Source organism: Stenotrophomonas sp. 63632_Sma, assembly GCF_056482875.1.
Genome location: NZ_CM151220.1, coordinates 1,357,491 through 1,380,423, shown reverse-complemented (window position 1 = coordinate 1,380,423; position 22,933 = coordinate 1,357,491). Strand labels below are relative to the sequence as shown.

Annotated in this window: 19 protein-coding genes; 5 read left to right on the top strand and 14 right to left on the bottom strand. The window is 66.3% G+C overall.

Annotation, left to right across the window (positions count from 1 at the left end; all coding sequences use genetic code 11):
• Positions 1 to 4: 4 nt before the first annotated feature.
• Positions 5 to 361 carry a GFA family protein gene (locus ACZK45_RS06315; RefSeq protein WP_046983156.1) on the bottom strand — a complete coding sequence of 119 codons (357 nt, stop codon included), beginning with the start codon at positions 359 to 361 and terminating at the stop codon, positions 5 to 7.
• 113 nt (positions 362 to 474) lie between these two features.
• On the opposite strand from ACZK45_RS06315, the gene ACZK45_RS06310 reads away from it, so the two are divergent.
• Positions 475 to 2,283, top strand: a complete 1,809-nt coding sequence (locus ACZK45_RS06310) for a DUF885 domain-containing protein (RefSeq protein WP_012510496.1) — start codon at positions 475 to 477, stop codon at positions 2,281 to 2,283.
• 142 nt (positions 2,284 to 2,425) lie between these two features.
• Here ACZK45_RS06310 and agp read toward each other — a convergent pair whose 3' ends face one another.
• The 4 genes from agp to ACZK45_RS06290 form a co-directional block, all read right to left on the bottom strand.
• A complete protein-coding gene (agp, locus tag ACZK45_RS06305; protein ID WP_478445598.1) occupies positions 2,426 to 3,655 on the bottom strand; it encodes a bifunctional glucose-1-phosphatase/inositol phosphatase in 1,230 nt (409 codons plus the stop codon).
• Positions 3,656 to 3,699: 44 nt separating this feature from the next.
• Complete coding sequence (gene smrA, locus ACZK45_RS06300; protein WP_180838104.1) at positions 3,700 to 5,532, bottom strand: multidrug efflux ABC transporter SmrA; 1,833 nt, start codon at positions 5,530 to 5,532, stop codon at positions 3,700 to 3,702.
• 87 nt (positions 5,533 to 5,619) lie between these two features.
• Complete coding sequence (locus tag ACZK45_RS06295) at positions 5,620 to 6,504, bottom strand: hypothetical protein (protein WP_478445597.1); 885 nt, start codon at positions 6,502 to 6,504, stop codon at positions 5,620 to 5,622.
• Positions 6,505 to 6,623: 119 nt separating this feature from the next.
• Positions 6,624 to 8,189: a serine hydrolase gene (locus tag ACZK45_RS06290; protein WP_478445596.1), complete on the bottom strand. Its 1,566-nt coding sequence runs from the start codon at positions 8,187 to 8,189 to the stop codon at positions 6,624 to 6,626.
• A 110-nt stretch (positions 8,190 to 8,299) separates the two neighbouring features.
• Between ACZK45_RS06290 and ACZK45_RS06285 the strand changes: the two genes are divergently transcribed.
• Genes ACZK45_RS06285 through ACZK45_RS06275 form a run of 3 tightly spaced genes read left to right on the top strand, consistent with a single transcriptional unit; the run spans position 8,300 to position 10,552 of the window.
• The gene (locus tag ACZK45_RS06285) at positions 8,300 to 8,743 is read left to right on the top strand and encodes a VOC family protein (RefSeq protein ID WP_032128347.1); all 444 of its coding nucleotides are present in this window, start codon (positions 8,300 to 8,302) and stop codon (positions 8,741 to 8,743) included.
• A complete protein-coding gene (locus tag ACZK45_RS06280; RefSeq protein WP_478445595.1) occupies positions 8,740 to 9,570 on the top strand; it encodes a DUF72 domain-containing protein in 831 nt (276 codons plus the stop codon). The genes ACZK45_RS06285 and ACZK45_RS06280 overlap by 4 nt, the downstream gene beginning before the upstream one ends.
• A 34-nt stretch (positions 9,571 to 9,604) precedes the next feature.
• Positions 9,605 to 10,552 carry a DMT family transporter gene (locus ACZK45_RS06275; protein ID WP_049461762.1) on the top strand — a complete coding sequence of 316 codons (948 nt, stop codon included), beginning with the start codon at positions 9,605 to 9,607 and terminating at the stop codon, positions 10,550 to 10,552.
• A 30-nt stretch (positions 10,553 to 10,582) separates the two neighbouring features.
• Here ACZK45_RS06275 and ACZK45_RS06270 read toward each other — a convergent pair whose 3' ends face one another.
• The 6 genes from ACZK45_RS06270 to ACZK45_RS06245 all read right to left on the bottom strand — a co-directional run bounded on the left by ACZK45_RS06270 (position 10,583) and on the right by ACZK45_RS06245 (position 20,204).
• A complete protein-coding gene (locus tag ACZK45_RS06270; RefSeq protein WP_032128350.1) occupies positions 10,583 to 11,743 on the bottom strand; it encodes an AAA family ATPase in 1,161 nt (386 codons plus the stop codon).
• Positions 11,744 to 11,860: 117 nt separating this feature from the next.
• Positions 11,861 to 12,931, bottom strand: a complete 1,071-nt coding sequence (locus tag ACZK45_RS06265) for a sensor domain-containing diguanylate cyclase (RefSeq protein ID WP_125893804.1) — start codon at positions 12,929 to 12,931, stop codon at positions 11,861 to 11,863.
• A 144-nt stretch (positions 12,932 to 13,075) separates the two neighbouring features.
• The gene (locus tag ACZK45_RS06260; RefSeq protein WP_032128352.1) at positions 13,076 to 13,798 is read right to left on the bottom strand and encodes a pseudouridine synthase; all 723 of its coding nucleotides are present in this window, start codon (positions 13,796 to 13,798) and stop codon (positions 13,076 to 13,078) included.
• A 34-nt stretch (positions 13,799 to 13,832) separates the two neighbouring features.
• Entirely contained in the window at positions 13,833 to 15,497 is a 1,665-nt protein-coding gene (locus ACZK45_RS06255) for a sensor domain-containing diguanylate cyclase (RefSeq protein WP_125893802.1), read from the bottom strand.
• Between the two features lie 109 nt (positions 15,498 to 15,606).
• The gene (locus tag ACZK45_RS06250) at positions 15,607 to 18,030 is read right to left on the bottom strand and encodes a putative bifunctional diguanylate cyclase/phosphodiesterase (protein ID WP_478445594.1); all 2,424 of its coding nucleotides are present in this window, start codon (positions 18,028 to 18,030) and stop codon (positions 15,607 to 15,609) included.
• Between the two features lie 227 nt (positions 18,031 to 18,257).
• Complete coding sequence (locus tag ACZK45_RS06245; RefSeq protein ID WP_478445593.1) at positions 18,258 to 20,204, bottom strand: DEAD/DEAH box helicase; 1,947 nt, start codon at positions 20,202 to 20,204, stop codon at positions 18,258 to 18,260.
• Between the two features lie 265 nt (positions 20,205 to 20,469).
• Between ACZK45_RS06245 and ACZK45_RS06240 the strand changes: the two genes are divergently transcribed.
• On the top strand, positions 20,470 to 20,691 hold the full coding sequence (locus tag ACZK45_RS06240) for an RNA-binding S4 domain-containing protein (protein WP_004150681.1): 222 nt from the start codon (positions 20,470 to 20,472) through the stop codon (positions 20,689 to 20,691).
• Between the two features lie 25 nt (positions 20,692 to 20,716).
• Here the strand turns inward: ACZK45_RS06240 and ubiM are convergent, their stop codons facing one another.
• The 3 genes from ubiM to ACZK45_RS06225 all read right to left on the bottom strand — a co-directional run bounded on the left by ubiM (position 20,717) and on the right by ACZK45_RS06225 (position 22,922).
• Complete coding sequence (gene ubiM / locus ACZK45_RS06235) at positions 20,717 to 21,895, bottom strand: 5-demethoxyubiquinol-8 5-hydroxylase UbiM (RefSeq protein WP_071228464.1); 1,179 nt, start codon at positions 21,893 to 21,895, stop codon at positions 20,717 to 20,719.
• A gap of 80 nt (positions 21,896 to 21,975) precedes the next feature.
• Positions 21,976 to 22,365 (bottom strand): MAPEG family protein, encoded by a 390-nt coding sequence (locus tag ACZK45_RS06230; RefSeq protein ID WP_032128357.1) that lies wholly within the window; start codon positions 22,363 to 22,365, stop codon positions 21,976 to 21,978.
• Positions 22,366 to 22,376: 11 nt separating this feature from the next.
• Entirely contained in the window at positions 22,377 to 22,922 is a 546-nt protein-coding gene (locus tag ACZK45_RS06225) for a DUF4019 domain-containing protein (protein ID WP_032128358.1), read from the bottom strand.
• Positions 22,923 to 22,933 lie beyond the last annotated feature (11 nt).

Sequence of the window (22,933 nt, the reverse complement as noted above, 5' to 3'; positions counted from 1 at the left end):
GGCGTCACAGTGCCGCTCCGTCGTAGGACATCACCGCCAGCGTGGCCAGGTCTACCTGCGGTACGCAGCGCACGTTCACCGCCACCATCGGCGTACCGGTGCGCGGGTCCACCGCTTCGCTGTAGGGGGCAACGCCGCACTCGCGGCAGTGGTGATGATCGATGTGGGCTTTGTTGAAGTGGTAGGTGGCCACGTCCGCGGGATTGGTGCTCAGCTGGAACGCCTCGCGCGGGGCAAACCACAGCAGGCTGCCGCGGCGACGGCACATCGAGCAGTTGCAGTCGATGACGTCGCTGATCGGCGCCTCGGCCTGTACGGTGAATGCGATCCTGCCGCAATGGCAGCTTCCCTGGTATTCCATGTCCTGCGCTCCGCTGGAGTGTCCTTGTCAGTGCCCATGGTAATCCTATGGCACGGGGACAAAGCAGCCCCGGAGGCCTATGCTCGGGAATTGACCCCAGTACAGGAACGCCGATGCGCCCGCATCTTCTTGCCCTCGCCCTGGTCGCCGCCCTTGCCGGTTGCCAGCCGGCCGACGCCCCGACCAACGGTTCCACCCCGGCCGCCAACCAGCAGGCCGGTGACGCGGCGGTTGATGCCGCCTTCGCCGACCTGTCCAAGCGCGCCCTGGACACCTGGATGCAGCTCTCGCCGGTCAGCGCCACCCAGATCGGTGACCACCGCTACGACAGCGAGATCGACGACCTGAGCGCCGCCGGCCAGCAGAAGACCCTGGCCGCCTACAAGGCGCTGCTGGGCGAGCTGGACAAGATCGAGGTGGCCAAGCTCGGCCGCGAAAACCAGGTGGACGCGGCGATCCTGCGCAACCAGCTGCAGTCCGAGATCTGGAATGCCGAGGTCATGCAGTCCGGCAAGTGGGACCCGCAGCTGTACAACGGCGTGGCCGGCAGCGCGATCTACGGCCTGATGGCCCGTGAGTTCGCACCGCTGCCCGAGCGCCTGAAGTCGGCCACCGCGCGCATGGAGAAGCTGCCGGCGATCTTCGCCCAGGCCCGCGAGAACCTGGATCCGGCCCGCGTGCCGAAGATCCATGCCGAGACGGTGGCCAAGCAGAACAAGGGCATCCTCAGCATCGTCGATACCTTCATCACCCCGCACATCGGCGAACTGCCGCAGGCCGACCAGCAGCGCCTGCAGGCCGCCATCGATGGCCTGAAGAAGGCCGTGGACGAACAGCAGACCTGGCTGGACAAGACCCTGGTGCCGAACGCCAAGGGCGACTTCCGCATCGGTGCGGAAAAGTACGACCAGAAGCTGAAATTCGCGCTGAACTCGTCGCTGTCGCGCCAGGAGATCGGTGAGCGAGCACGCGCCGAACTCAAGCGCGTGCGCGAAGACATGTACGGCATCGCGCAGACCGTGCTGAAGGACAAGCCGGGCGCACCGGAGATGCCGGCACAGCCGACCGACGAGCAGCAGCAGAAGGCGATCGAGGCCGCGCTGGAGCTGGCCTACGCCGACAAGCCGGCACGCGACAAGGTCGTCGACGATGCCAAGGCCGCACTGGAGCAGTCCACCGCATTCGTGCGCGAGCACGATCTGATGACCCTGCCCGACGCGCCGGTGGACATCATCCTGATGCCGGAATTCCAGCGTGGCGTGGCCGTGGCCTACTGCGATTCGCCGGGCCCGCTGGACAAGAACCTGAAGACCTTCTACGCCGTGTCGCCGATTCCGGACGACTGGAACGACAAGCAGGTCGACTCGTTCCTGCGTGAGTACAACTCGCGCATGATCCACCTGCTGAGCATCCACGAAGGCACCCCGGGCCACTACCTGGAAGGCTGGCATTCGGCCAAGTTCCCCTCCACCCTGCGTGCGGTGCTGCGTTCGGGCCTGTTCGCCGAAGGCTGGGCGGTCTACACCGAGCGGATGATGCAGGAGCAGGGTTACCTCAACAACGACCCGCTGTTCCACCTGGTGCAGCTGAAGTTCTACCTGCGCACGATCTCCAACGCGATCCTCGACCAGGGCGTACACGTGGACAACTGGGATCGCGAGAAGGCGATGCACCTGATGACCCACGATGCCTTCCAGCAGGAAAGCGAAGCCTCGGGCAAGTGGGTGCGCGCGCAGCTGACCTCGGCACAGCTGCCGACCTACTTCGTCGGTGCGCAGGAACACTTCGACACCCGCAAGGCGATGCAGGACAAGCTGGGCGACAAGTTCAACCTCAAGGCCTATCACGACCAGATGCTGTCCTACGGCGCGCCGCCGGTGCGTTTCGCACGCCAGCTGATGCTGGACCAGCCGATCGAGTGATCGCGCAGGTGTGAGTTGGAAACGGAACGGCCCGGGGAAACCCGGGCCGTTTTCTGTTCGGCGTCCCGGGATGGACCCATCCACGCATGGCGTGGATCTACTACCCGCCTGCCAGTAGATCCACGCCATGCGTGGATGGCATTCAATTCACCGCGCGATGCAGCACGCGCTCGAACTGCACGTCACTGCATCCATTCTGCCCACACCCGGGAAGCGCGAGCTCCACCCGACCGGGTGGCTGTACATCGCTCAACGGCAGCGCATCTCGCAGTTGCGCGGTGGTCGGGTAGACGTAGGCCAGGCGGAAACGCACTTCGCCGGCCCCACGATCACGCCAGCGTTCAAACTGCAGAAGGCCGCCGATCGGTGTCTTCTCATACTGGCCCGGCAACGTGTAGTCCGTGATTCCCAGCGCCGCCAGCACGGAACCGATGTTGGAATCGTGGCCGACCAGCAGGCTCACCTTCGGTGACGCCGGATCTTCGAACAGCCCGTTTATTCTTGCCAAAAGCGGCGCGGCCACGTCCCGCGCCACCTCGGGTGTTCCGAACAGGATGTCCTGGTAGCGGTTGCGGATCTGCGCCAGCGCCTGCCATTGGGCCTCCGTGTTCAATCGGCCCCACCCTTCGCGGGGGATGCCACTTCCCTGGTAGTGCTCCATCAACAAGGCATCGACCAACCCGCTGGCCAGGGCCAGCGAACCGGAAGTACGCGGTTCTTTGCCCGGCTCTGCGCTGAAAATGGAATCGGCCGGCGTCAGGTGGCATTCGCTGCGGCCTGCGCACGCAGCCGACTGCGGGTAGCGGGTGATCGCCTCCACCGCCGCCAACGCCGGTGCCAGATCCGATGCGGCCTGCGCCTGTTGCATCGCCGACAGCGCACGCTCGCGGAAGAGCGTGTCTCTGTTGTGGATCACCGGATTGAACAATGGATCCATCGTGCCCAGCGGCATGCGCTGTTCCACCGTCACGTGGCAGCCCGGGAAGGCACCTGCAACGAAGAACTGTGCGGTCGCCTGGGTGCGCTGCAGGCTGTTGGCGTGCGCGTGGAAGTCGCTCGGCTGCGGACAGCCCGTTGCCGGCATCAACTTTGCCTGCCGCAGCCATTGGCCGATGTAGCGGCCCATGTAGACCTCCAGCACGCCGCCCTTGGTGGTCAGCTCGCCGGCGCCTACGTCCCAGCTCGGCCAGCGCTCCGGAGTCGCATTGGCCAACGCACCCGATGCCACCACCGGTGCGCGCAGGTTGTGGCGGCTGAGAAGGATGACCTGCTCGAGGGCTTCGCCTTCCACTGATGGCGATGCAGCGGCTGCGGCAGTGGCGACCAGTGCCAGCACCAGCGCCAGCAGCAGGGGGCGTAGAGAACGAATCATGCGGGCCTCCGACCCCAGGGAATGCATCCACGCATGGCGTGGGTCTACTGGTCTGCAGCCACAAAACCACCGGTCTGCCGCGCCCACAAGCGCGCGTACAGGCCACCGGCCGTAATGAGCTCGGCATGGGTGCCGGTCTCGACAATGCGGCCCTGGTCCATCACCACCAGCCGGTCCATGCGTGCGATGGTCGACAGCCGGTGCGCGATCGCGATCACCGTCTTGCCGCCCATCAGCTGGTCCAGGCTGTCCTGGATCGCCGCTTCCACTTCCGAGTCCAGTGCCGAGGTCGCCTCATCCAGCACCAGGATCGGTGCGTCCTTCAGCAGCACGCGGGCGATGGCGATGCGCTGGCGCTGACCACCGGACAGCTTCACGCCGCGCTCGCCCACGTGCGCGTCATAGCCACGCCGGCCCTGCCCGTCCACCAGCGTATCGATGAAGGCTGCGGCGCGCGCCTTGGCCACGGCGGCATGCAGCTGCTCGTCAGTGGCATCGGGGCGGCCATACAGCAGGTTGTCGCGGATCGAGCGATGCAGCAGCGAGGTGTCCTGGGTGACCACGCCGATCTGCTGGCGCAGGCTCTCCTGGGTGACATGGGCGATGTCCTGATCGTCGATCAGGATGCGGCCGCTTTCCAGGTCGTACAGGCGCAGCAGCACGTTGACCAGGGTCGACTTGCCGGCACCGGAAGGACCGACCAGGCCGATCTTCTCGCCCGGCTTCACCACCAGATCGAGGCCGGCAATCACACCGCCCTTCTTGCCGTAGTGGAAGTGGATGTCCTGGAAGTGCACGCCACCACGGGTCACCTGCAACGGCACTGCATCCTCGCGGTCCTGCACGGTCAGCGGCTGGGCGATGGTAGTGATGCCATCCTGCACCGTACCGATGTCCTCGAAGATGCCGTTGATGGTCCACATGATCCAGCCGGACATGTTGTGGATGCGGATCACCAGGCCGGTCGCCAGCGTGATCGCGCCAACAGTGATGTGGCCACCGTTCCACAGCCACAGCGCGAGCCCACAGGTACCGGCAATCAGGAAACCGTTGACGATGGCGATGGTCAGGTCCATGCCGGTGGTGATGCGGGTCTGCGCACGGTGCTTGACCGCCAGTTCCTGGATCGACTCGGCCACATAGGCCTGCTCGCGTCCGCCATGGGCGAACAGCTTCAACGTGGGAATGTTGGTGTAGCCATCAACGATGCGGCCCATCGCCTTGGAACGCGCTTCGGAGGCGATCCATGCGCGTTCCTTCGCGCGCGGAACGAAGTAGGCCAGGATCACTGCATAGGCCAGCAGCCACAGGATCAACGGCACCATCAGGCGCCAGTCGGCCTGCGCGAACAGGTACAGCGCGGTGCCGGTGTAGACCACGATGTACCAGAGCGAGTCGACCATCTGCACTGCCGATTCGCGCAGCGAGGTACCGGTCTGCATCACCCGGTTGGCCACGCTGCCGGCGAAGTCGTTCTGGAAGAAGTTCAGGCTCTGCCGCACCACGTAGTTGTGCATCAGCCAGCGCGAGCGGTTGCTCAGGCCAGGCACGATGGCCTGGTTGACCAGCAGGTTGTGCAGGCCGACCAGGATCGGCCGCGCGATGACCGTGATGAACAGCATCCAGCCCAGCTCATTGGCATGGCGCTTGAAGAAATCGCCCCCCGGCTGCTCGGCGACCATGTCGACGATGCGGCCCAGGTAATCGAACATTGCCACTTCCACCAGCGCCAGCAGCAGGCCGGCGATCAGGGTGGCCAGCAGCACCGGCCACACCGGGCGCAGGTAGTGCAGGTAGAACGGCACCACCTTGCGCGGCGGCATGCGCCCGTCCACGGGCGGGAACACCGGAATCAGGGATTCAAACCAACGGAACATCACAAGTTCTCACTGCTGTTAATGGCTCCCTGACGCGGTAATCCATCTGCGAAATGAAGGTACAAGACCGCCCTTAAAAGCACACTCTTACCAGAGCCGAAACGCCAAGTACGCAATGCCGACAAGTGAGAGAAATCCGAACATATAAGATACACCCTTTATTCCCTGGCTACTCGTCAAGCCATCAAAGAGTTTTCTATTTGCCGTCAAAACATCACTATCCTCATAGATTCCCGAGGACCACATTGACTCAACCGAATTTAGCTCAGACTCCTTGAAACCGGAAGGAACCTTCTCACGCCAAGTCAAAAAATCGTCCTTATCGCCATGCCATGGTATTGACAGCAAACCCTTACGAATTGAGTCACCCACAATTCGTTCTTTCCCATAGACATGCGCGGCAGCAAGCGCCATTAGAATTGAGAAGACCGTAAAAACTCCAACAACGTAGAATATCCAATCCTTCTGGGACTTAACCTGAAGAGAAACATCTTTTACAGAACTAACAAAGCTCAACTCCTTTAACCCTGCAATTCTAGCGGTAGCGCCAACCTTTGGACGATCCGTTGAGAACAGCACGGAAACAAGTGTCGCATCCCCCGGGTTCAGAAGAGGAAAACCAACCAATAGCTGACCAGGCTTATCACCCAGAGCGAACTTAACATCAAGATCCTGGGGCTTACGCCCCTTAATTTCGAAATCGATGACCTGCCCACTAAATTGAATAGAAAGTGGAGACACTACATCTTCGGCTCGAATAGGGGTGCGCCCAGAATTCTTAATCTCCACCTCGACTCTGGACAGACTGGAAACGAGCTTACCTCCATAAACAAATCTCAACCCGTCGAGGTCAGCATTCGCACTTGCCACGACAGCACGCGAAACCTCCCGTATTTCCAAGGATGTCTTTGTTTTGTAAGCATCCCAGAGGATCGGCAGAACAATGCCCAGCATTGCGAACAACAGGGTCAAAGCTGTCACAAGACCTACAGAGTTCCGTTTCACTCGTTTCCCTTATCCGTCGAACCACACAGTCTGTGCTCTGGACAAGTTTGCATCCGTTCATACAAGGCAGCAAGAGGCGCCCAGCGTCAGCCCTGTGTCACCGGGGCGAACAGCAGGTCCTGGAAATCGAAGCTGAAATCGGTCAGGTCGGAGATCGACTGCATGCGCACCTCGCGCACCTTGCCGTCCGGATCCAGGCTGAAGTTCACGAACGCGTCGGCGTTGAGCGAACGGTCGTCCCAGCGCACGATGAAGGTGTCATGCTGCCAATGCTCCAGGCGCCCGCTCAGCTGCGCGGTCTTCATGAAGCGCAGGCGCAGGCCCTTGCCCTCCGCACTGACCTGCATGTCGCCATACCAGCGGTCGCGGAACGTGCCGGTGTAGCCGGCCAGTGCCAGCGATGGCTTGCTGCCCTTGTCGCGCGCGCTCTGGTGCTTGGCCCAGGCCTCGTCGGCCTTGTCCTGGCCCTTGGCCACGGCCTTGGCATAGGCATCCACCCAGTCGTGCTTCTCACCGCCCAGGTAAGCATCAAGCACGCTCAGGGTGATCGCGTTGAACGCCGCGCCCACTTCCTGGTTGGTCAGCACCACCACGCCCAGCTTCTCGCCTGGCACCAGGGTCAAACGCGAGACCATGCCCGGCCAGCCACCGGTATGCCAGACCAGTTTCTGGCCGCGGTAGTCACTCAGGCTCCAGCCTTCGCCGTAGCCGGCAAAGTTGGCCCGTGCCGGCGCCAGCTCCGGCACGCTCGGCGCCGGAATCGACTGCGGCGTGATCATCCGCCACATCTGCTGCTGGCTCTTGTCGCTGAACAGCGCGGTGCCATCGGCCAGCTTGCCTTCGTCCAGCTGCACCTGCATCCAGCGCGCCATGTCGTGCGCACTGGAATAGATGCCACCGGCGCCGGCATTGTTCGACCAGGTCAGCGGTGCAACGGTACGCATGTCCTTGAAATCGTACTTGGCGTGGCCGACCGCGGCCTTGTCGCCCGGCTTCAGGTGATCGGCGTTGTAGCGTGTGCCGGCCATGCCCACCTTGTCGAAGATGCGGGTCTGCAGGAACTGCTGGTAGCTCATGCCGGAGACATGCTCGATCACCTGCTGGGCAACCGCGTACAGGATGTTGTCGTACGCATAGCTCTCGCGGAAACCGCCCTTCAGCGGCACCTTGCCCAGCCGCTCCACCACTTCGGCATTGCTGTAGGAGGTGGTCGGCCAGAACAGCAGGTCACCTGCGCCCAGGCTCAGCCCGCTGCGATGCGACAGCAGGTCGCGGATCGTCATCTGCCCGGTCACGAACGGATCGGACATGCGGAACGACGGCAGGTGGTCGATCACCTTGTCGTCCATCTTCAGTTTGCCGTCCTCGGCCAGCAGGTTCAGCGAGGTGGCGGTGAACGCCTTGGTGTTGGAAGCAATGGCGAACAGCGTATCGGCCTGCACCGGTTCCGGCTTGCCCTGCTCGCGCACGCCCCAGCCGCGTTCCAGCACCACCTCGCCATCCTTGACCACGGCCACGGCAATGCCGGGCACGTCGAACTGCGCGCGCACGCGCTCGACGGTCGCATCCAGGTCCTGCAGCTGCGCCGGGGTGGCAGCACTCGCCATGGTCGTGCACGCCAGCAGCACGGCTCCTCCAATCCAGGGTTTCATCCAGCACGATCTCCGAACAGGGGTGGCGGCCATGTGCAGGCCGTCACCGGGGTTTCGCGCGATGGTAACGGTCTGCGGCGCACCCTGCCCTGTGCCATAGGAGGGGTGTCATGGGCGGGAACGGCCAACCGAGCAACGGCTCCACCATCATTCCATGCCTGCGCTATCGCGACGCGCAGGCCGCCATCGACTGGCTGCAGCGTGCCTTCGGCTTCCATGCCCAGGCCGTCTACGCCGATGGCGATACGGTCTTCCATGCACAGCTGACCTTCGGCACCGGCATGATCATGCTCGGCTCGGCCGACAAGGAAAGCGAGTGGAACCAGCATGCGGCGATGCCTGATGAGGTCGGCGGCCGCCAGACCCAGAACGCCTGCGTGATTGTCACCGATGCCGATGCGCACTATGCACGGGCCAAGGCCGCCGGTGCCCGCATTGTCATCGACATCGCCGACCAGGACTATGGCGGACGCGGTTACGCCTGCGCCGACCCGGAAGGCTATCTGTGGTGGTTCGGCAGCTACGACCCGTGGCGCGCGGACCACGGCCAGTGACCGCGACCGCCCGTCCGGGGGAGATCCGCTGCGGCATTGGTGGCTGGGTGTTTCCCGAATGGCGCGGCGGCGTTTTCTACCCGGTTGGCCTGCCGCAGCGTGAAGAACTGGCCCATGCCAGCCGTGCCCTGCGTTGCATTGAAATCAACGGCACCTTCTACCGCACGCCCACCGCGGCGCAGTGCGCGCAGTGGGCCGCACAGACGCCGGAAGGCTTCCAGTTTTCGATGAAGGCGCCACGCTACCTGGTACAGCGCCGTGACCTGTCCAGCACCGTGGAGGCCGCCGCACCGTTCCTTGAGGCGGCGTTGGCACTCGGTGACCGGCTCGGCCCGTTGCTGTGGCAGTTCGATCCGCGCCATCCGGCCGATGCCGATGCGTTGGGTGCCCTGATGGCGCAGCTGCCGAAGCAATTGGAAGGGGTGACTCTGCAGCATGCGCTGGAGGTCCGCAACGCCGAGGCACATGGCCCGGCACTGGTTGCTGCCGCCCGTCGACAGGGCGTGGCGCTGGTGATCGAGGACAGCGACGAGGCGCCACTACACGGCGATGTCAGTGCCGGCTTCGTCTACGCCAGGATCAAGCGCAGCCAGGCCCGCTTGAACGAGGGTCTGCCGGCACCCGTGCAGCAGCGCTGGGCCGAACGCGCGCTCCACTGGTCACGCGGCGAGCCGGTGGACGACCTGCCCTGCCAGGCCGCGCCGGCACCGTCAGAACCGCGCGAGGTCTACCTGCTGTGCATTGGTGCGGGCAAGGCACGCAACCCGGCGGCGGCGATGGCCCTGCAGCGGCGGGTAGATGGGGCCAGCAATTCCTCACGCGGATAGCGCTGCGGTCATCGCCTTGCCTCACAATAGGCGGATGAGCACACCCGACACCCGCAAAGCGCTGTGGCAGATCCACTTCTGTGTCCTGCTGTGGGGCGTCACCGCCATCCTCGGCAAGTTGATCACCCTGCCGGCGCTGCCGCTGGTGTGGTGGCGCATGCTGCTGGTAACGGCAATGTTGGCGCTGCTGCCGCGGGTCTGGCGCGGATTGCGCACCCTGCCACTGCGCCTGGTGGCGGGCTACGCCGGCATCGGCGCGCTGGTCGCCCTGCACTGGCTGACGTTCTACGGCGCGGTGAAGCTGGCCAACGCCTCGGTGGCCGCCACCTGCATCGCGCTGGCGCCGGTATTCACCTCGATCATCGAACCGTGGGTAGCCAAGCGACCGTTCCAGCTGCGTGAACTCGCCTTCGGCCTGGCCGTGCTGCCGGGTGTTGCACTGGTGGTCGGTGGCGTGCCCGATGGCATGCGCCTGGGTGTGTTGATCGGCGCGATATCGGCGCTGCTGGTGGCGGTGTTCGGCTCGCTCAACAAGCGCATGGTCAGCCACGCCGATCCGCTTACAGTCACCGCACTGGAGCTGGGCGCCGGCACCCTCACCCTGACCCTGCTGGCACCGCTGATGCCCTACCTGCTGCCGGCGCTGGCCAGCCCACTATGGGTGGTTCCGGACCTGCACGACGGCATCCTGCTACTGGTACTGGCCGGGTTCTGCACGCTGCTGCCGTTCGCCCTGGCCTTGGTCGCGCTACGCCACCTGAGCGCCTACACCGTGCAGCTGGTGACCAACCTGGAACCGGTCTACGCGGTGGTGCTGGCAGTGGTGCTGCTGCGCGAGCAGCACGAGGTCACGCCGTGGTTCTACCTGGGCGTGGCGATCATCGTCGGCGCGGTGTTCCTGCATCCGTTGTTGAACCGCCGCAAGCCGGTGCAGCACCCGGAGATTCTCGGTACGTCGGAAGCACGCAACATCGCCGATTGAGCGTATCCGCGCAGGGTGCGAATCGCCTTGTCAGCGCTGCGGCCAGTGCCATGCCGGGGCATCCAGCAAGCCCTGCCCGCTCAACAGCGTGCGCCCCTGTTCCTTGTGCAGATGCAGCGAATGACAGCCGGGCGCCTGCTCCAGTGCTGCGATCAGTCGGCTGGCGTGTGAGACCACCCACACCTGGCTGCGCGCACTGGCCGCGATGATCAGCCGCGCCAGCGCCGGCAGCAGGTCCGGATGCAGGCTGGTCTCCGGTTCGTTGAGCACCAGCAGCGGCGGCGGGCGCGGCGTGTGCAGTGCCGCGGCCAGCAGCAGGAAGCGCAGCGTGCCGTCGGACAGCTCGGCCATCGACAACGGCCGCAGCAGCCCCGGCTGGTGGAAGCGCAGGGCCAGCCGGCCATCCAGTTCCTCGAACCCCACCGTGGCGCCCGGGAACGCATCCTCCACGCTGCGCGCCAGTGCGCCCGGATCACCGATCTCGAGGATGGTCACCCAGGCCGCCGCCAGATCGCGACCGTCGTGATGCAGCACCGGCGTGCGCGTGGCCATCGCCGGTTGCCGTGCCGGGGCATCGGCGTCGCTGCGGAAATGGTCGTAGAAGCGCCAGCGACGGATGTACTCGCGCAGGGCGATGGTTTCCGGCATGCGCTGCGGATCGCCAACCTGGGTGAACAGACTGTCGAACAGCGACAACCGGTCATCGACCAGATCCCAACCGCGCGCATGGCGTTGCCGCACCATTGCCCCACGTCGGTCGACCAGCAGGTTGGCGCTGCGCAGGAACGGCCCGGCCCAGATCGCCTCGGCCTTGATCTGCGGGTCCAGTGCGAAGGCCGAACGGCTGGGCGGTGGGTAGCCCAGGTCGATGGCATAGCCGAACTCGTCGGTGGTGAAGCCCAGCTTCAATCCCACCGATTCCTGCCGTGGGCCGCCCTGCAAGGGAATTTCGCCGGCAGCAACCCGACGGTCCATTTTTTCCGGCCCCGCCCACAGCGCCGAACCGAGCCCACCTTCGCGGGCCAGAACCGCCGCGACGCCGCCCTGCGCGGTCTCTGCCAGCAGGCGCAGCGCGCGGTACAGGCTGGACTTGCCGCTGCCGTTGTCGCCGGTGACTACGTTCAGCTGCTGCAGCGGCAGCACCAACCCGTGCAACGAGCGGTAGTGGGCGATGGCCAGGGTCTGCAGCATGGTCGGCGTCCGTGGGAACAGGAACGGCATGGTGCAGCACGTGGATCGCAGGGAATGCGACGCGCATGGCGTTCGAATGGATATTTCATCCACGCGTGGCGTGGATCTACCTGGGGCTCAGCCCGCCCGTTCCACCCGGTTGCGACCATTGCCCTTGGCCCGGTACAGCGCCTTGTCGGCGCGCGCCAGCATGTCATCCACGCTTTCACCTGGCTGGTGCTGGGCAACACCGATGCTGATCGTGACCGGGAATCCAAGCGGCAGGTCAGCCACGGCCAGGCGCAGGAACTCGCATTGCAGTTCGGCCGTGTGCAGGTCGGTGCCCGGCATTACCGCCACGAACTCCTCGCCGCCGTAGCGCGCGGCCATGCCGCGGCCGGCGAAGTGCGAGCGCAGCAGCACGCCCAGCTCGGCCAGCACCCGGTCGCCTGTAGCGTGGCCCTGGAAATCATTGATGTGCTTGAAATGATCGATGTCGAGCAACGCAACGCAGGCGACGCCCGGTTGCCCATCGATCTCCACCACCGCCTCTTCCAGTGCCGCCGCCATTGCGCGGCGGTTGGGCAGGCCGGTCAGCGCATCGGTGCGGCTCTGCTCGGCCAGGTCGGCATTCTGCGCCAGCAGCACGTCCTGGTACTCCGCCAACAGGCGCTCGTAGTCATCGCGCTCCAGCATGTGCTTCTGGATGTCGAGCGCGAAACGGCGCAGCTCCATCACCAGCATCACCTGCCGTGACAGCGCGGCCAGTGCCTCGGCCTTGTCGCTGGGCAGGTGCTGCGGATGTGCATCGAACACGCACAGCGTGCCCAGAGGCAGGCCATCGGAACTGATCAGTGGCGCACCGGCGTAGAAGCGGATGTGCGGGTCGCCGGTCACTACCGGATTATCGTGGAAGCGGATGTCCTGCAACGCGTCCTCGACCACCATGATTTCCTGCGGCTGCAGGATGGCGTGGCCACACATCGATTCGCTGCGCAGGTTTTCCGCCGCGTCGATGCCCTGGATCGACTTGAACCACTGCCGTTCGACGTCGATCAGGGTCACCGCCGCCATCGAGGTACCGCAGACCGCCTTGGCGATCGCGACCAGGTCGTCGAAGGATTTCTCACGCTGCGAATCCAGGATCCGGTAGCGGTACAGCGCCTCGAGCCGAAGGGCTTCGTTGGCAGGCTTGTCGGGCTTGATCATGCAGCGTCACATTCCGGCAGGTCACTGCGGAGTCTAGCTGATGCCGGTGCGCAATCCGCACAACGGGGAGTGCCGGCCGCTGGCCGGCATCCCGCGCTCATTCGATGCCTGGTGCAGCCGGCCAGCGGCCGGCACTACCGCGCGTTACCAGTCCAGCTGCTTCGGCAGCAGGCCCTGCAGTTCCTGCTCGGTCAGGTTGCGCCACTGGCCCGGCTTCAGCGCGCCGATCTTGATGTTGTCGATGCGCACGCGGCGCAGCTGGGTCACGCGATAGCCGAACTCGGCGGCCATCAGGCGGATCTGCCGGTTCAGTCCCTGCTGCAGGGTGATGCGGAATCCGAACTTGGCGATGCGCGAGGTCTTGCACGGCAGCGTCATCTGGTCGTGGATGCGCACGCCGCGCGCCATGCCACGCAGGAACTCGTCGGTGACCGGCTTGTTCACCGCCACCAGGTACTCCTTCTGGTGGCCGTTCTCGGCACGCAGGATCTGGTTGACGATGTCGCCGTTGCTGGTCATCAGGATCAGGCCTTCGGACTCCTTGTCCAGGCGGCCGACCGGGAAGATGCGCTGTTCGTGGCCGACGAAGTCGACGATGTTGCCCTTGACCGAGGTTTCGGTGGTGCAGGTGACGCCCACCGGCTTGTTCAGCGCGATGTAGACGTGGCGGCGGGCGCCGGGCTTGCGTGCCACGCGCGCGCGCAGCGGCTGGCCGTCGACCAGCACCTGGTCTTCCTCGCCCACCACCGCACCGGTGCCGGCCGCGTGGCCGTTGACGGTGACGCGGCGGGCGGCGATCAGGCGATCGGCCTCGCGGCGGGAGCAGAAGCCGGTGTCGGCGATATGTTTGTTGAGTCGGGTGGTCATCGGTCCATTATCCGGCATCGCCGCCCGCTGCGCTTCATGCCGGGGCCGGCGGATCGAGCTCTTCGCCGTCGAACACCCGGTTGCGACCCGCCCGCTTGGCCACGTACATGGCATGGTCGGCCCGCCGCAGCAGCCCGGCCAGGTCATCCTCACCCGGCCGCCACTGCGCCAGTCCGATGCTGGCGGTCACTTCCAGGCCCGGCACCTGCAGGGCCTGGCCGGCTTCGGTGATGCGCTGGCGCAGGCGGTCCAGGCGTGCCGACGCCGCCTCGCGCGGCATGCCCGGCATCAGCAGCAGGAACTCCTCGCCGCCCATCCGCACCACTTCGTCCTGGCTGCGGACTGCCGTGCGCAGGGCACGCGCTACCGCCACCAGCACCTGGTCGCCCACCGCGTGGCCATGGCGGTCGTTGATGTCCTTGAACAGGTCGATGTCGAGAAAACCGATCACCAGCGGGCCGCGCTCACGGTCGACCTGTGCCAGGTGACGGGCCAGCTGCTGCAGGCCGGCCCGGCGGTTGGGCAGCCCGGTCAGGCCATCGGTTTCGGCCAGCTGGCGCAGTTCATCGCGCTGCTGGCGCAGCCGGCCCAGCCGCTGGTTCATGGCATAGGCGGCCATCATCAGCAGCCAGGTCACCGACAGCTGCAGTGCTTCCACCCGGTACTCCAGCAGCCACCCCGCACTGCTGGCATCGGCTGCGATCATCACCAGCAATGGCACCAGCGCCGCCAGGCCCGCCAACGCCCAGCAGTCACCGCGCAACCAGGCACGCATGCCAGCGGCCAGTGACAACAGGCAACCGAGGATGAAGGTCAGCTGCAGGCTCTGCGCGACCAGCGCCAGGGTGTCCCAGCGCAGCCACGGCACCAGCGCGGCCAGTCCCATCAGGCCCCACAGCACAGCCTGCTGTGCCGGCCGCGAGCGCGGCAGCAAGCGGTCCCCACCGTTGAGGCGCCACAGAGCGGGCAGTACCAGCGCCTGGGTCGCGGCGGTCAGCGCCAGCAGCCACCATGCGCCGCGCTCGCCCACCGGCAGCCACGGTTCGGGGTAGCCGCTCAAGCCGCCAAGAACCGCCTGCCACACCACCACCACGATCGTCGCGCCGATGTAGACCAGGAAGCTGCGGTCACGGGTGGTCAGGTAGGCCATCAATGCCGACAGCGCCAGCGCGATCGCCACCGCGATGCAGGCCGCGCGCACCAGCAGGCGGGCGGTATCGTTCTGCTGGACCGGACTGGGCGCCCCCAGCCGCAAGGTCGGCACCCAGCGCGCTTTCAGCGGCGCCTGCCACGACACCAGGAACGGCTCATGGCTGCCTGCCGCTGGCACCGCCACCAGGCCGATGCCGGCGCGGAAGCGCGAATCACGGGTGCGCGCATCGTGCATGTTGCCGCAGATCTCGCGGTCACCATGCTGTACGCGGACTTCGCCAGCGAACACGTTGAACACATCCAGCGCCTGGGGTTGCCCCGACCAGCCCCCGGGCGGCGCCGGTACCTCTACCTGCTCGCGCGGCCCGGCCAGCATCGCGGGCGTACAGCCACGATGGGGTGTCGGTTCGTCCGTCGGTGCGCCAACCAGCAGGAAATCCCGGCCGGCCTCGGCCAGGCGCGCGTGCACCAGACCGGGAAGCAACACTCCCATCAGCAGGACGACCAGCAGCGCCCCTGTTTCGTACCGCCACTGCCTGACGCCCACGCCACATCCTGTTCCTGCTTACGTCCGCGCCCACTGCGCGTCGCCCCTGGCGCGCATTATCGCAGCCGGGCACGCCACGCATGTGTAGACCAAAGTCGCCGTGCGCCGTTCAGCCAGCGGCCGGAGGCCCCTTCACCGCCACCAGGCGGACCGGCCTCAGGTCACTCAGGGTCATCCGTTCCAGCGGCTGCGGCCGCTCGATCGCGTAGCCCTGCAGGCCCTGCACGCCGAGCCGGGTCAGTGCGCCAGCCACCTCGGCGGTTTCCACCCATTCGGCCACCACCTCCATCTGCAGTTCCCGCCCGAGCTCGCTGATCGCCCGCACCGTGGCGTGGCTGACCGGGTCGGTGTCCATGTCACGCACGAAGGTGCCGTCGATCTTCAGGATGTCCGCAGGCAGCTGGCGCAGATAGCCGAACGAGGACAGGCCGGAGCCGAAGTCATCCAGTGCCATCCGGCAGCCACGCGCTTTGACCGCATCGATGAAAGCGCGTGCCTGGCTGAGGTTGCTGATCGCCGCGGTCTCGGTGATCTCGAAACACAGTTTCGAGGCCAGCGCGCGGTTGCGCTCGAGCAGGTCGCAGACGAAGGCGAGGAATCCCGGCTCGGCGATCGACTGCGCCGAAACGTTGACGTTGCACAGGCCCAGCTGGCGCACGTGTGCCGGGCAGACTTGCAGGTGGCGGAACAACAGCCCGAGCACGTGCCGATCCAGCGCCACCGCCATGCCGTATCGCTCCACCGCCGGCATGAACTGACCGGGCAGATGCAGGCTGCCATCGGTACCACGCATGCGCACCAGCACCTCGTAATGCAGGTAGGACGGATCGCCCACGCGGGCGATGCGCTGCGCGTACAGCAGCATGCGATTCTCCGCCATGGCCAGGCTGACACCCTGCAGACGCTCGGCCTCCTGCCGCCGCTCCTCCAGCGCCATGCGGTTCTCGTTGAAGCAGTGCACACGGTTGCGACCGGCCTGCTTGGCCGCATAGCAGGCGCTGTCGGCGGCGCTCATCAACCAGTTCGCGTCCGGCGCCTCGGCACTGACCTCGACCACGCCGATGCTGCAGCTCAACTGCGGGCTGCCCTCGCTGATCGGGAACGTGGCCTGGCCCAGGTTGCGGATCACCCGCTGCAGTACCCGCTTGGCTTCATCCTGGCCGGCGTGGGCGAGAAACACCGCGAACTCATCGGCCCCCAGGCGGCCGACCCAATCGCCATCACGCACCGCCGCCACCAGATAGTCGGCGAAACCGCGCAGCATCTGGTCGCCGGCGGCATGACCGAAGCTGTCGTTGACCAGCTTGAAGTGGTCCAGGTTGATGTAGCACAGCGCATGCGTACCACCGTCCGTCCGGACCTGCAGCAGCGCGCGTTCCAGCAGGCGTTCGATCTCGCGGCGGTTGATCAGGCCGGTCAGCGGATCGTGGCTGGCGTGATGCTCGATCTCGCGCGCCAGTGCATGGTTCTGGCTGACATCCTCGATGATCGCGAACACCGACAATCCACCGCCCGAGCTGCGAACCGCGGTACCGCTCCAGCGTCCCCAGACGAGGCTGCCATCGCGCCGCCGGAAACGCAGCTCGCTCGGCCGCAGCTGCCGGTCCCAGTCGATGCGGCCGACACCGTCGAGGACCAGTTCCCCCTCCATCAGCAGGTCACCCAGCAGCATCTGCAGCAGCACATCGCGCCGGTAGTCGAGGATATCCGCCATCGCCTGGTTGGCCTCGACCACGCGGCCATCGGTGTCGAGCTTCAGCATGCCGACATTGGCCTGGTAGAAGTCCGCGCGGAAGCGGCTCTCGTGCTCGGTCAGATCCTTGCCGACGCGACGCGCCAGCGCCACTGCCATCAGGCTGATCACCAGCACCGACAGGCCGCCAACCATCAGCGTGGCGATCCGGACCATGGTGGCCATCCTCAGCAGCGCCTGCGAGAACGCCTGGGCCTGCACCTGCAGGCGGCGGTCGAGATCCCGCAGCTGCTGCAGGTAGCGATTGCGGTCGGCCACGGGCAGTTCACCTGCCGCATGCCTCCGTTGCAGCTCGGCGACCAGGGCCTGCACAGCCTCCAGATCACCATCGGTCTGCCGCCACAGTGCAGTGGCTTCGCGGAATGCTCCCAGGTCACGGGCGTAGCGGAACGAGAACACCAGGCGTGGAATATCGGCGCGCGCGTTGCCGCCCTGCAGGAAACCCTGCCGGGCCTTCTCCTCGTCCGGTACCGCCTGTTCCAGCGCCAGCCGGGCCTGCAGATCCCCCAACGGAATCCGCAGGGCCTGGCGCGCGTCATCCAGGTCCTGCGCATCGCCACGCGCCAGATAGCGGCTCAGCGCAGCGGTCGCATCCTGCTGCCCTCGCGACCAGTAGCCCTGGCCGGCAATCCAGGCCGTCGAGGCCGCCTGCAGTTCCTGGATCAACGCGGACAGCGCGACCAACCCGATCGCCATGCCCGTCAACAACGCAAAGCGCAATCCCAGGCCACGGGTCATCGGCACCCGCCGGCTCTGCTGGTCCGTGCCACTTCTACCCATCCCGGATCCCCCCGAATGTGCTGCGGTGACAACCTCCCTTGGAACCGGCCCAGCCTATGACCGGCAATGTGTTTGCCATGCGAAAAGGGGACGGAGGGGATTAAGTCGTTTTCGGCATAAGCGCACTGCCGGGCATAAACGACTTAATCCCCTCCGTCCCCTTTTCCAGGCCCATAACGGACAACGCCAACCCGGAGGCTGGCGTTGTTCAGGACCGCAGGTGCGGCTTAGAAGCTGCGCGGGCCGCGCGGCTTGAAGCCGTCACGACGCGGCGGGCGGCTGTCGCGGTCACCGCCGCGGTCGCCACCGTGGCCACCCGGACCGCCCGGGCCACCGCGACGCGGGCCACCCGGGCCGCCCGGACCACGCTTGTCGAAGCGCGGCTTGAACGAACGCGGGGCCGGGTTGGTGTCTTCACCCGGAGCCAGCGCACGCATCTGCAGCTGCTGGCCGGACACCCACACCTTCTGCAGGTGCGACAGCACGTCCGGCGGCATCTGTGCCGGCAGGTCCAGCAGCGAGAAGTCGTCGTGGATGTCGATGCGGCCGATGAAGCGGCTTTCCAGGCCAGCTTCGTTGGCAATGGCGCCAACGATGTTGGCCGGCTTCACGCCGTGCTGGTGGCCGACCGAAATGCGGTAGGTCTCCATGCCCTGCTCCGGCGCACCACGTGGCGGAACCTCACGGCGCGGACGCTGCTCGAAGCCACCTTCGGCGTCGTCGCGGCGCGGGCCACGCTCGAAGCGCGGACCACGCTCGTTGCGGTCGAAGCGATCGCCACGTTCCGGGCGGTCACCACGGTCGAAGCGTTCGCGCGGTGCGCGCTCTTCACGCGGGGCACGCACCGGCGGCTGCAGCAGGAACGGGGTGTCACCCTGCAGCATCTTGGCCAGCGCGGCAGCCACTTCAATGGCCGGCACGTTCTGCTCGTTCTCGAAACGCTCCAGCAGCTGGCGGTAGAAGTCCAGGCCACCGGCGCCGAGGGTTTCGCTGATGCGCGAGGTGAACTTGTTGATGCGGGTGTCGTTGACCGCTTCCACGCTCGGCAGCTGCATCTCTTCGATCGGCTGGCGGGTGGCGCGCTCGATCTGGCGCAGCATGCCCTTCTCGCGCGGGGTGGCGAACAGGATCGCCTCGCCGCTGCGGCCGGCACGACCGGTACGGCCGATGCGGTGCACGTAGCTTTCGGTGTCGTACGGGATGTCGTAGTTCAGCACGTGGCTGATGCGCTCCACGTCCAGGCCGCGGGCAGCCACGTCGGTGGCGACCAGGATGTCCAGCTTGCCTTCCTTCAGCATGGCGATGGTGCGCTCACGCTGGGCCTGCTGCATGTCACCGTTGATGGCGGCAGCGGCCAGGCCACGGGCCTGCAGCTTGCTGGCCAGTTCCTCGGTGCCGGCCTTGGTGCGCGCGAAGATGATCATCGCGTCGAACGGCTCGACTTCCAGGATGCGGGTCAGCGCGTCCAGCTTGTGCATGCCGCTCACCCACCAGTAACGCTGGCGGATGTTGGCCGAGGTGGTGGTCTTGGCCGCGATGGTCACTTCCACCGGGTCCTGCAGGTAGGTCTGCGCGATGCGGCGGATCTGCGGCGGCATGGTGGCCGAGAACAGGGCCACCTGGCGCTGCTCCGGCAGCTTCTTCAGCACGGCTTCGACGTCGTCGATGAAGCCCATGCGCAGCATTTCATCGGCTTCGTCCAGCACCAGCGTCTTCAGCTCGGACAGGTCCAGGGTGCTGCGGTCCAGGTGGTCGATCACGCGGCCGGGGGTACCGACCACGATGTGCACGCCGCGGCGCAGGGCCGACAGCTGCTGGCCGTACGGCTGGCCGCCGTACACCGGCAGCACCCGGAAGCCCGGGATCTTCGACGAATAGGACTGGAACGCCTCGGCAACCTGGATGGCCAGTTCGCGGGTCGGTGCCAGGATCAGGGCCTGCGGCTTGATCTGCTGCAGGTCGATGTTGGACAGTACCGGCAGCGCGAACGCTGCGGTCTTGCCGGTGCCGGTCTGGGCCTGGCCCAGCACGTCGCGGCCTTCCAGCATCGCCGGGATGGTGGCGGCCTGGATCGGCGACGGGGTTTCGTAGCCGATGGCGGTGACCGCCTGCATCACGGGCTCGGACAGGCCGAGCTGCGCAAACTGCAGCGGCGCTTGGGAATCTTGGGACATGGGGAACTCCGAAGACACTGCCGTCTTCCTGGCAGTGCGATAAAAAAGGTGATGGTCCGCGCTTTGGGCGCCCTTCTTATCGCGTGCCCTGGCGCTGCTCGGTTGGAGGAGATTTCACTCGCTCAGAGCGGAATCATACCGCATTGATCCTGAACAAGGCGTACAGCTTGCCGTGCGCGTACCGTCATGCCCCAAGCTGGCGCACAATACGCGCCCTCTTCACCGGCCCGGCCGCTGCTGCGCCCTTCCCCAGGAACCCCGCTCCATGCAGATTCTCGAATTCGACCTCGACGGTGACTACGTCGAACTCAAGCAGCTGCTCAAGCTGGCCGACCTGGTCACCAGCGGCGGCGAGGCCAAGATGGTCATCAGCGACGGCCAGGTGCTGGTCGACGGCGAGGTCGAACTGCGCAAGGCCTGCAAGATCCGCGCAGGCCAGGTGGTTGAATTCGCCGACAGCCAGATCCGCGTGCTGGCCGCCGGCTGATCTGAACGGGCTGATCTGAACCGGTTCAGGCCACGCGCTGGGTCAGGTGCGAGGCGATCAGCTGCCTGAACGGCGCAACGCCCTGCGCCAGGCGCAGGCCGGCCGCGCGCAGCAGCCGCGCCGGGCGGCGATCGTCGGTATACAGGCTGGCGATCGCGTTGGTGGCCTCGTACAGCGGCCTCGATGCCAGCCGATGACCGCGCTGGTAGCTGGCCAGCATGCCGGCGGCGGCGATGTCGGCACCGCGACGCTGCTGTTCGACGATGCCCTGCGCCAGCCGCTGCGCACTGGCCAGGCCCAGATTGAAGCCATGTGCGGTGACCGGATGCATGCCGACGGCGGCATCGCCGATCAGCGCCGAACGCTCGCCGACGAAACGGTGCGCGTACACACCCACCAGCGGATACGCCTGCGGCGTGGCCACTGGCTGCATGCGGCCAAGACGGTGTTCGAAGCAGGCACCGATGGCCTCACCGAAGGCCACCTCGTCCATCGCCAGCAGTTCTTCAATCTGCCGCGGTGGCAGCGTGATCACTGCTGATGCCTGGCCTTCGTTGAGCGGCAGCAACGCCATCGTGCGGCCGTAGCCGAACCATTCCCAGGCAGTGTGGTGATGATCACGCTCAACCTGCATGCGGCACACCAGCATCGACTTGCCGAAGTCGCGCATCTGCGCGCCGATGCCGAGCATGCGGCGGGTTGCGGAGAAGCGGCTGTCAGCGGCGACCAGCAGGCGCGCATGAAGTTGGCTGCCGTCATCGAGTTTGACCACGTGGCCCTGCGCATCGGCCTGCACGCCCAGCACCTTGCGCCCGTCGAACAGCTCCAGGCCGTCCTGCCCCTGCACGGCATCCCATGCAGCGCGGCGGATCAGATGGTTGGGCACCAGCCAACCCAGCGGCTGACCGTCCACCTGGCTGCTGGCGAAGGTCAGCGCGAACGGCGAGCCGCCGTTCATCACCTTGGCATCGCGCAGTTCAGCGACTTCGGCCTGCGGCAGGCGCTGCCACAGCCCCAGCTGCTCCATGCTCTGCCGCGAGGCATGGGTCAGCGCGATCTCACGGCCATCGAAGGCGGCCTCGGCAAGGGCCTGGCGCGGTTGAACTTCGACCAGCCCGACCTGCAGGCCGCTACCGGCCAGCGCACGCGCGAAACACAGCCCCGCCGGTCCGGCGCCGACCACCACCACGTCCATCCTGCGCATGCGCGCCTCCTGCCGTTGATTCAGTCCGCGCCAGCATAGCGCCGCGCACCTGACCGGCCTTGATCTGGATCAGGCCGGGATCACAACAACGCGAACACCAGCGCCAGGATCGACAGCAGCGACACTGCCCAGACCAGGCTGCGCACGTAGGGCACGCCCGCGGCATACAGCGGCAGGTAGACCACGCGCGCCCAGAAGTAGGCCTGCGCCGCCAGCGCCGTGGTGTCGTTGCCGCGCCCGGCCACGACCACTGCGATGGCGGCGGCAGCGAAGAACGGGAACGTCTCCAGGAAGTTGGCCTGCGCACGCTGCAGGCGCCCGGCCAGCGGGCTGAGTGGCCTGGCTTCGCCATCACGCGCCGAGGCATTCCACTTCATCCCGCGCTCGCGGGTGACCACGGTGGAGGTAGCGAAGATGTAGACAAAGCCCAGCAGCACCGACCAGGCCAGCATCGTCAGTTCAGTTGCCATCGATCATCTCCTCAGGGTGCCGACGCACGCAGGCTGTAACCGGCCAGGCGCCACACCTGGTCCTCGTCGAAACGGAACGAGACCAGCTCGCGTACCGGCTGCGCGCTGTTGGCGAAACGGGTCGGGAAGCTGACGTTGATGTACAGCCCCTCCGGCACCGCGGCACCGGCGCTGTACTTGACCCGGGTGATGGTCGGCTGGCCACGCCCGGCCAGCGCGCCCAGGCGCGTGCGCTCGGCAGTCAACTGGCTGACGAAGGCGGCCTTCGGTACTGCACGGCGCGCGACGGCCGAAGCGCCATCCCACAACTCGCCTGCGCGGTTGGCATCGACCAGCTGCGCCGCCTTCACTGCGGCCGCGCCCATTTCCGCATCCTGCTTCTGCACCTGCGCCTGCTGCGCGGCAGTCAACGCCGGAGCGCCGGCCGTGGCCGGTTTCGCAGCCGCCGGCGATGCCGGTGCGGGGCGCGCGGGTGCCGGTGCAGGCGTGGCCGGCGCGGGTGCCTGCGCCAATGCGGTCAGGGGCAGCAGGGACAGCAGCAGGAGCACGCGCTTCATGGACACCGCCG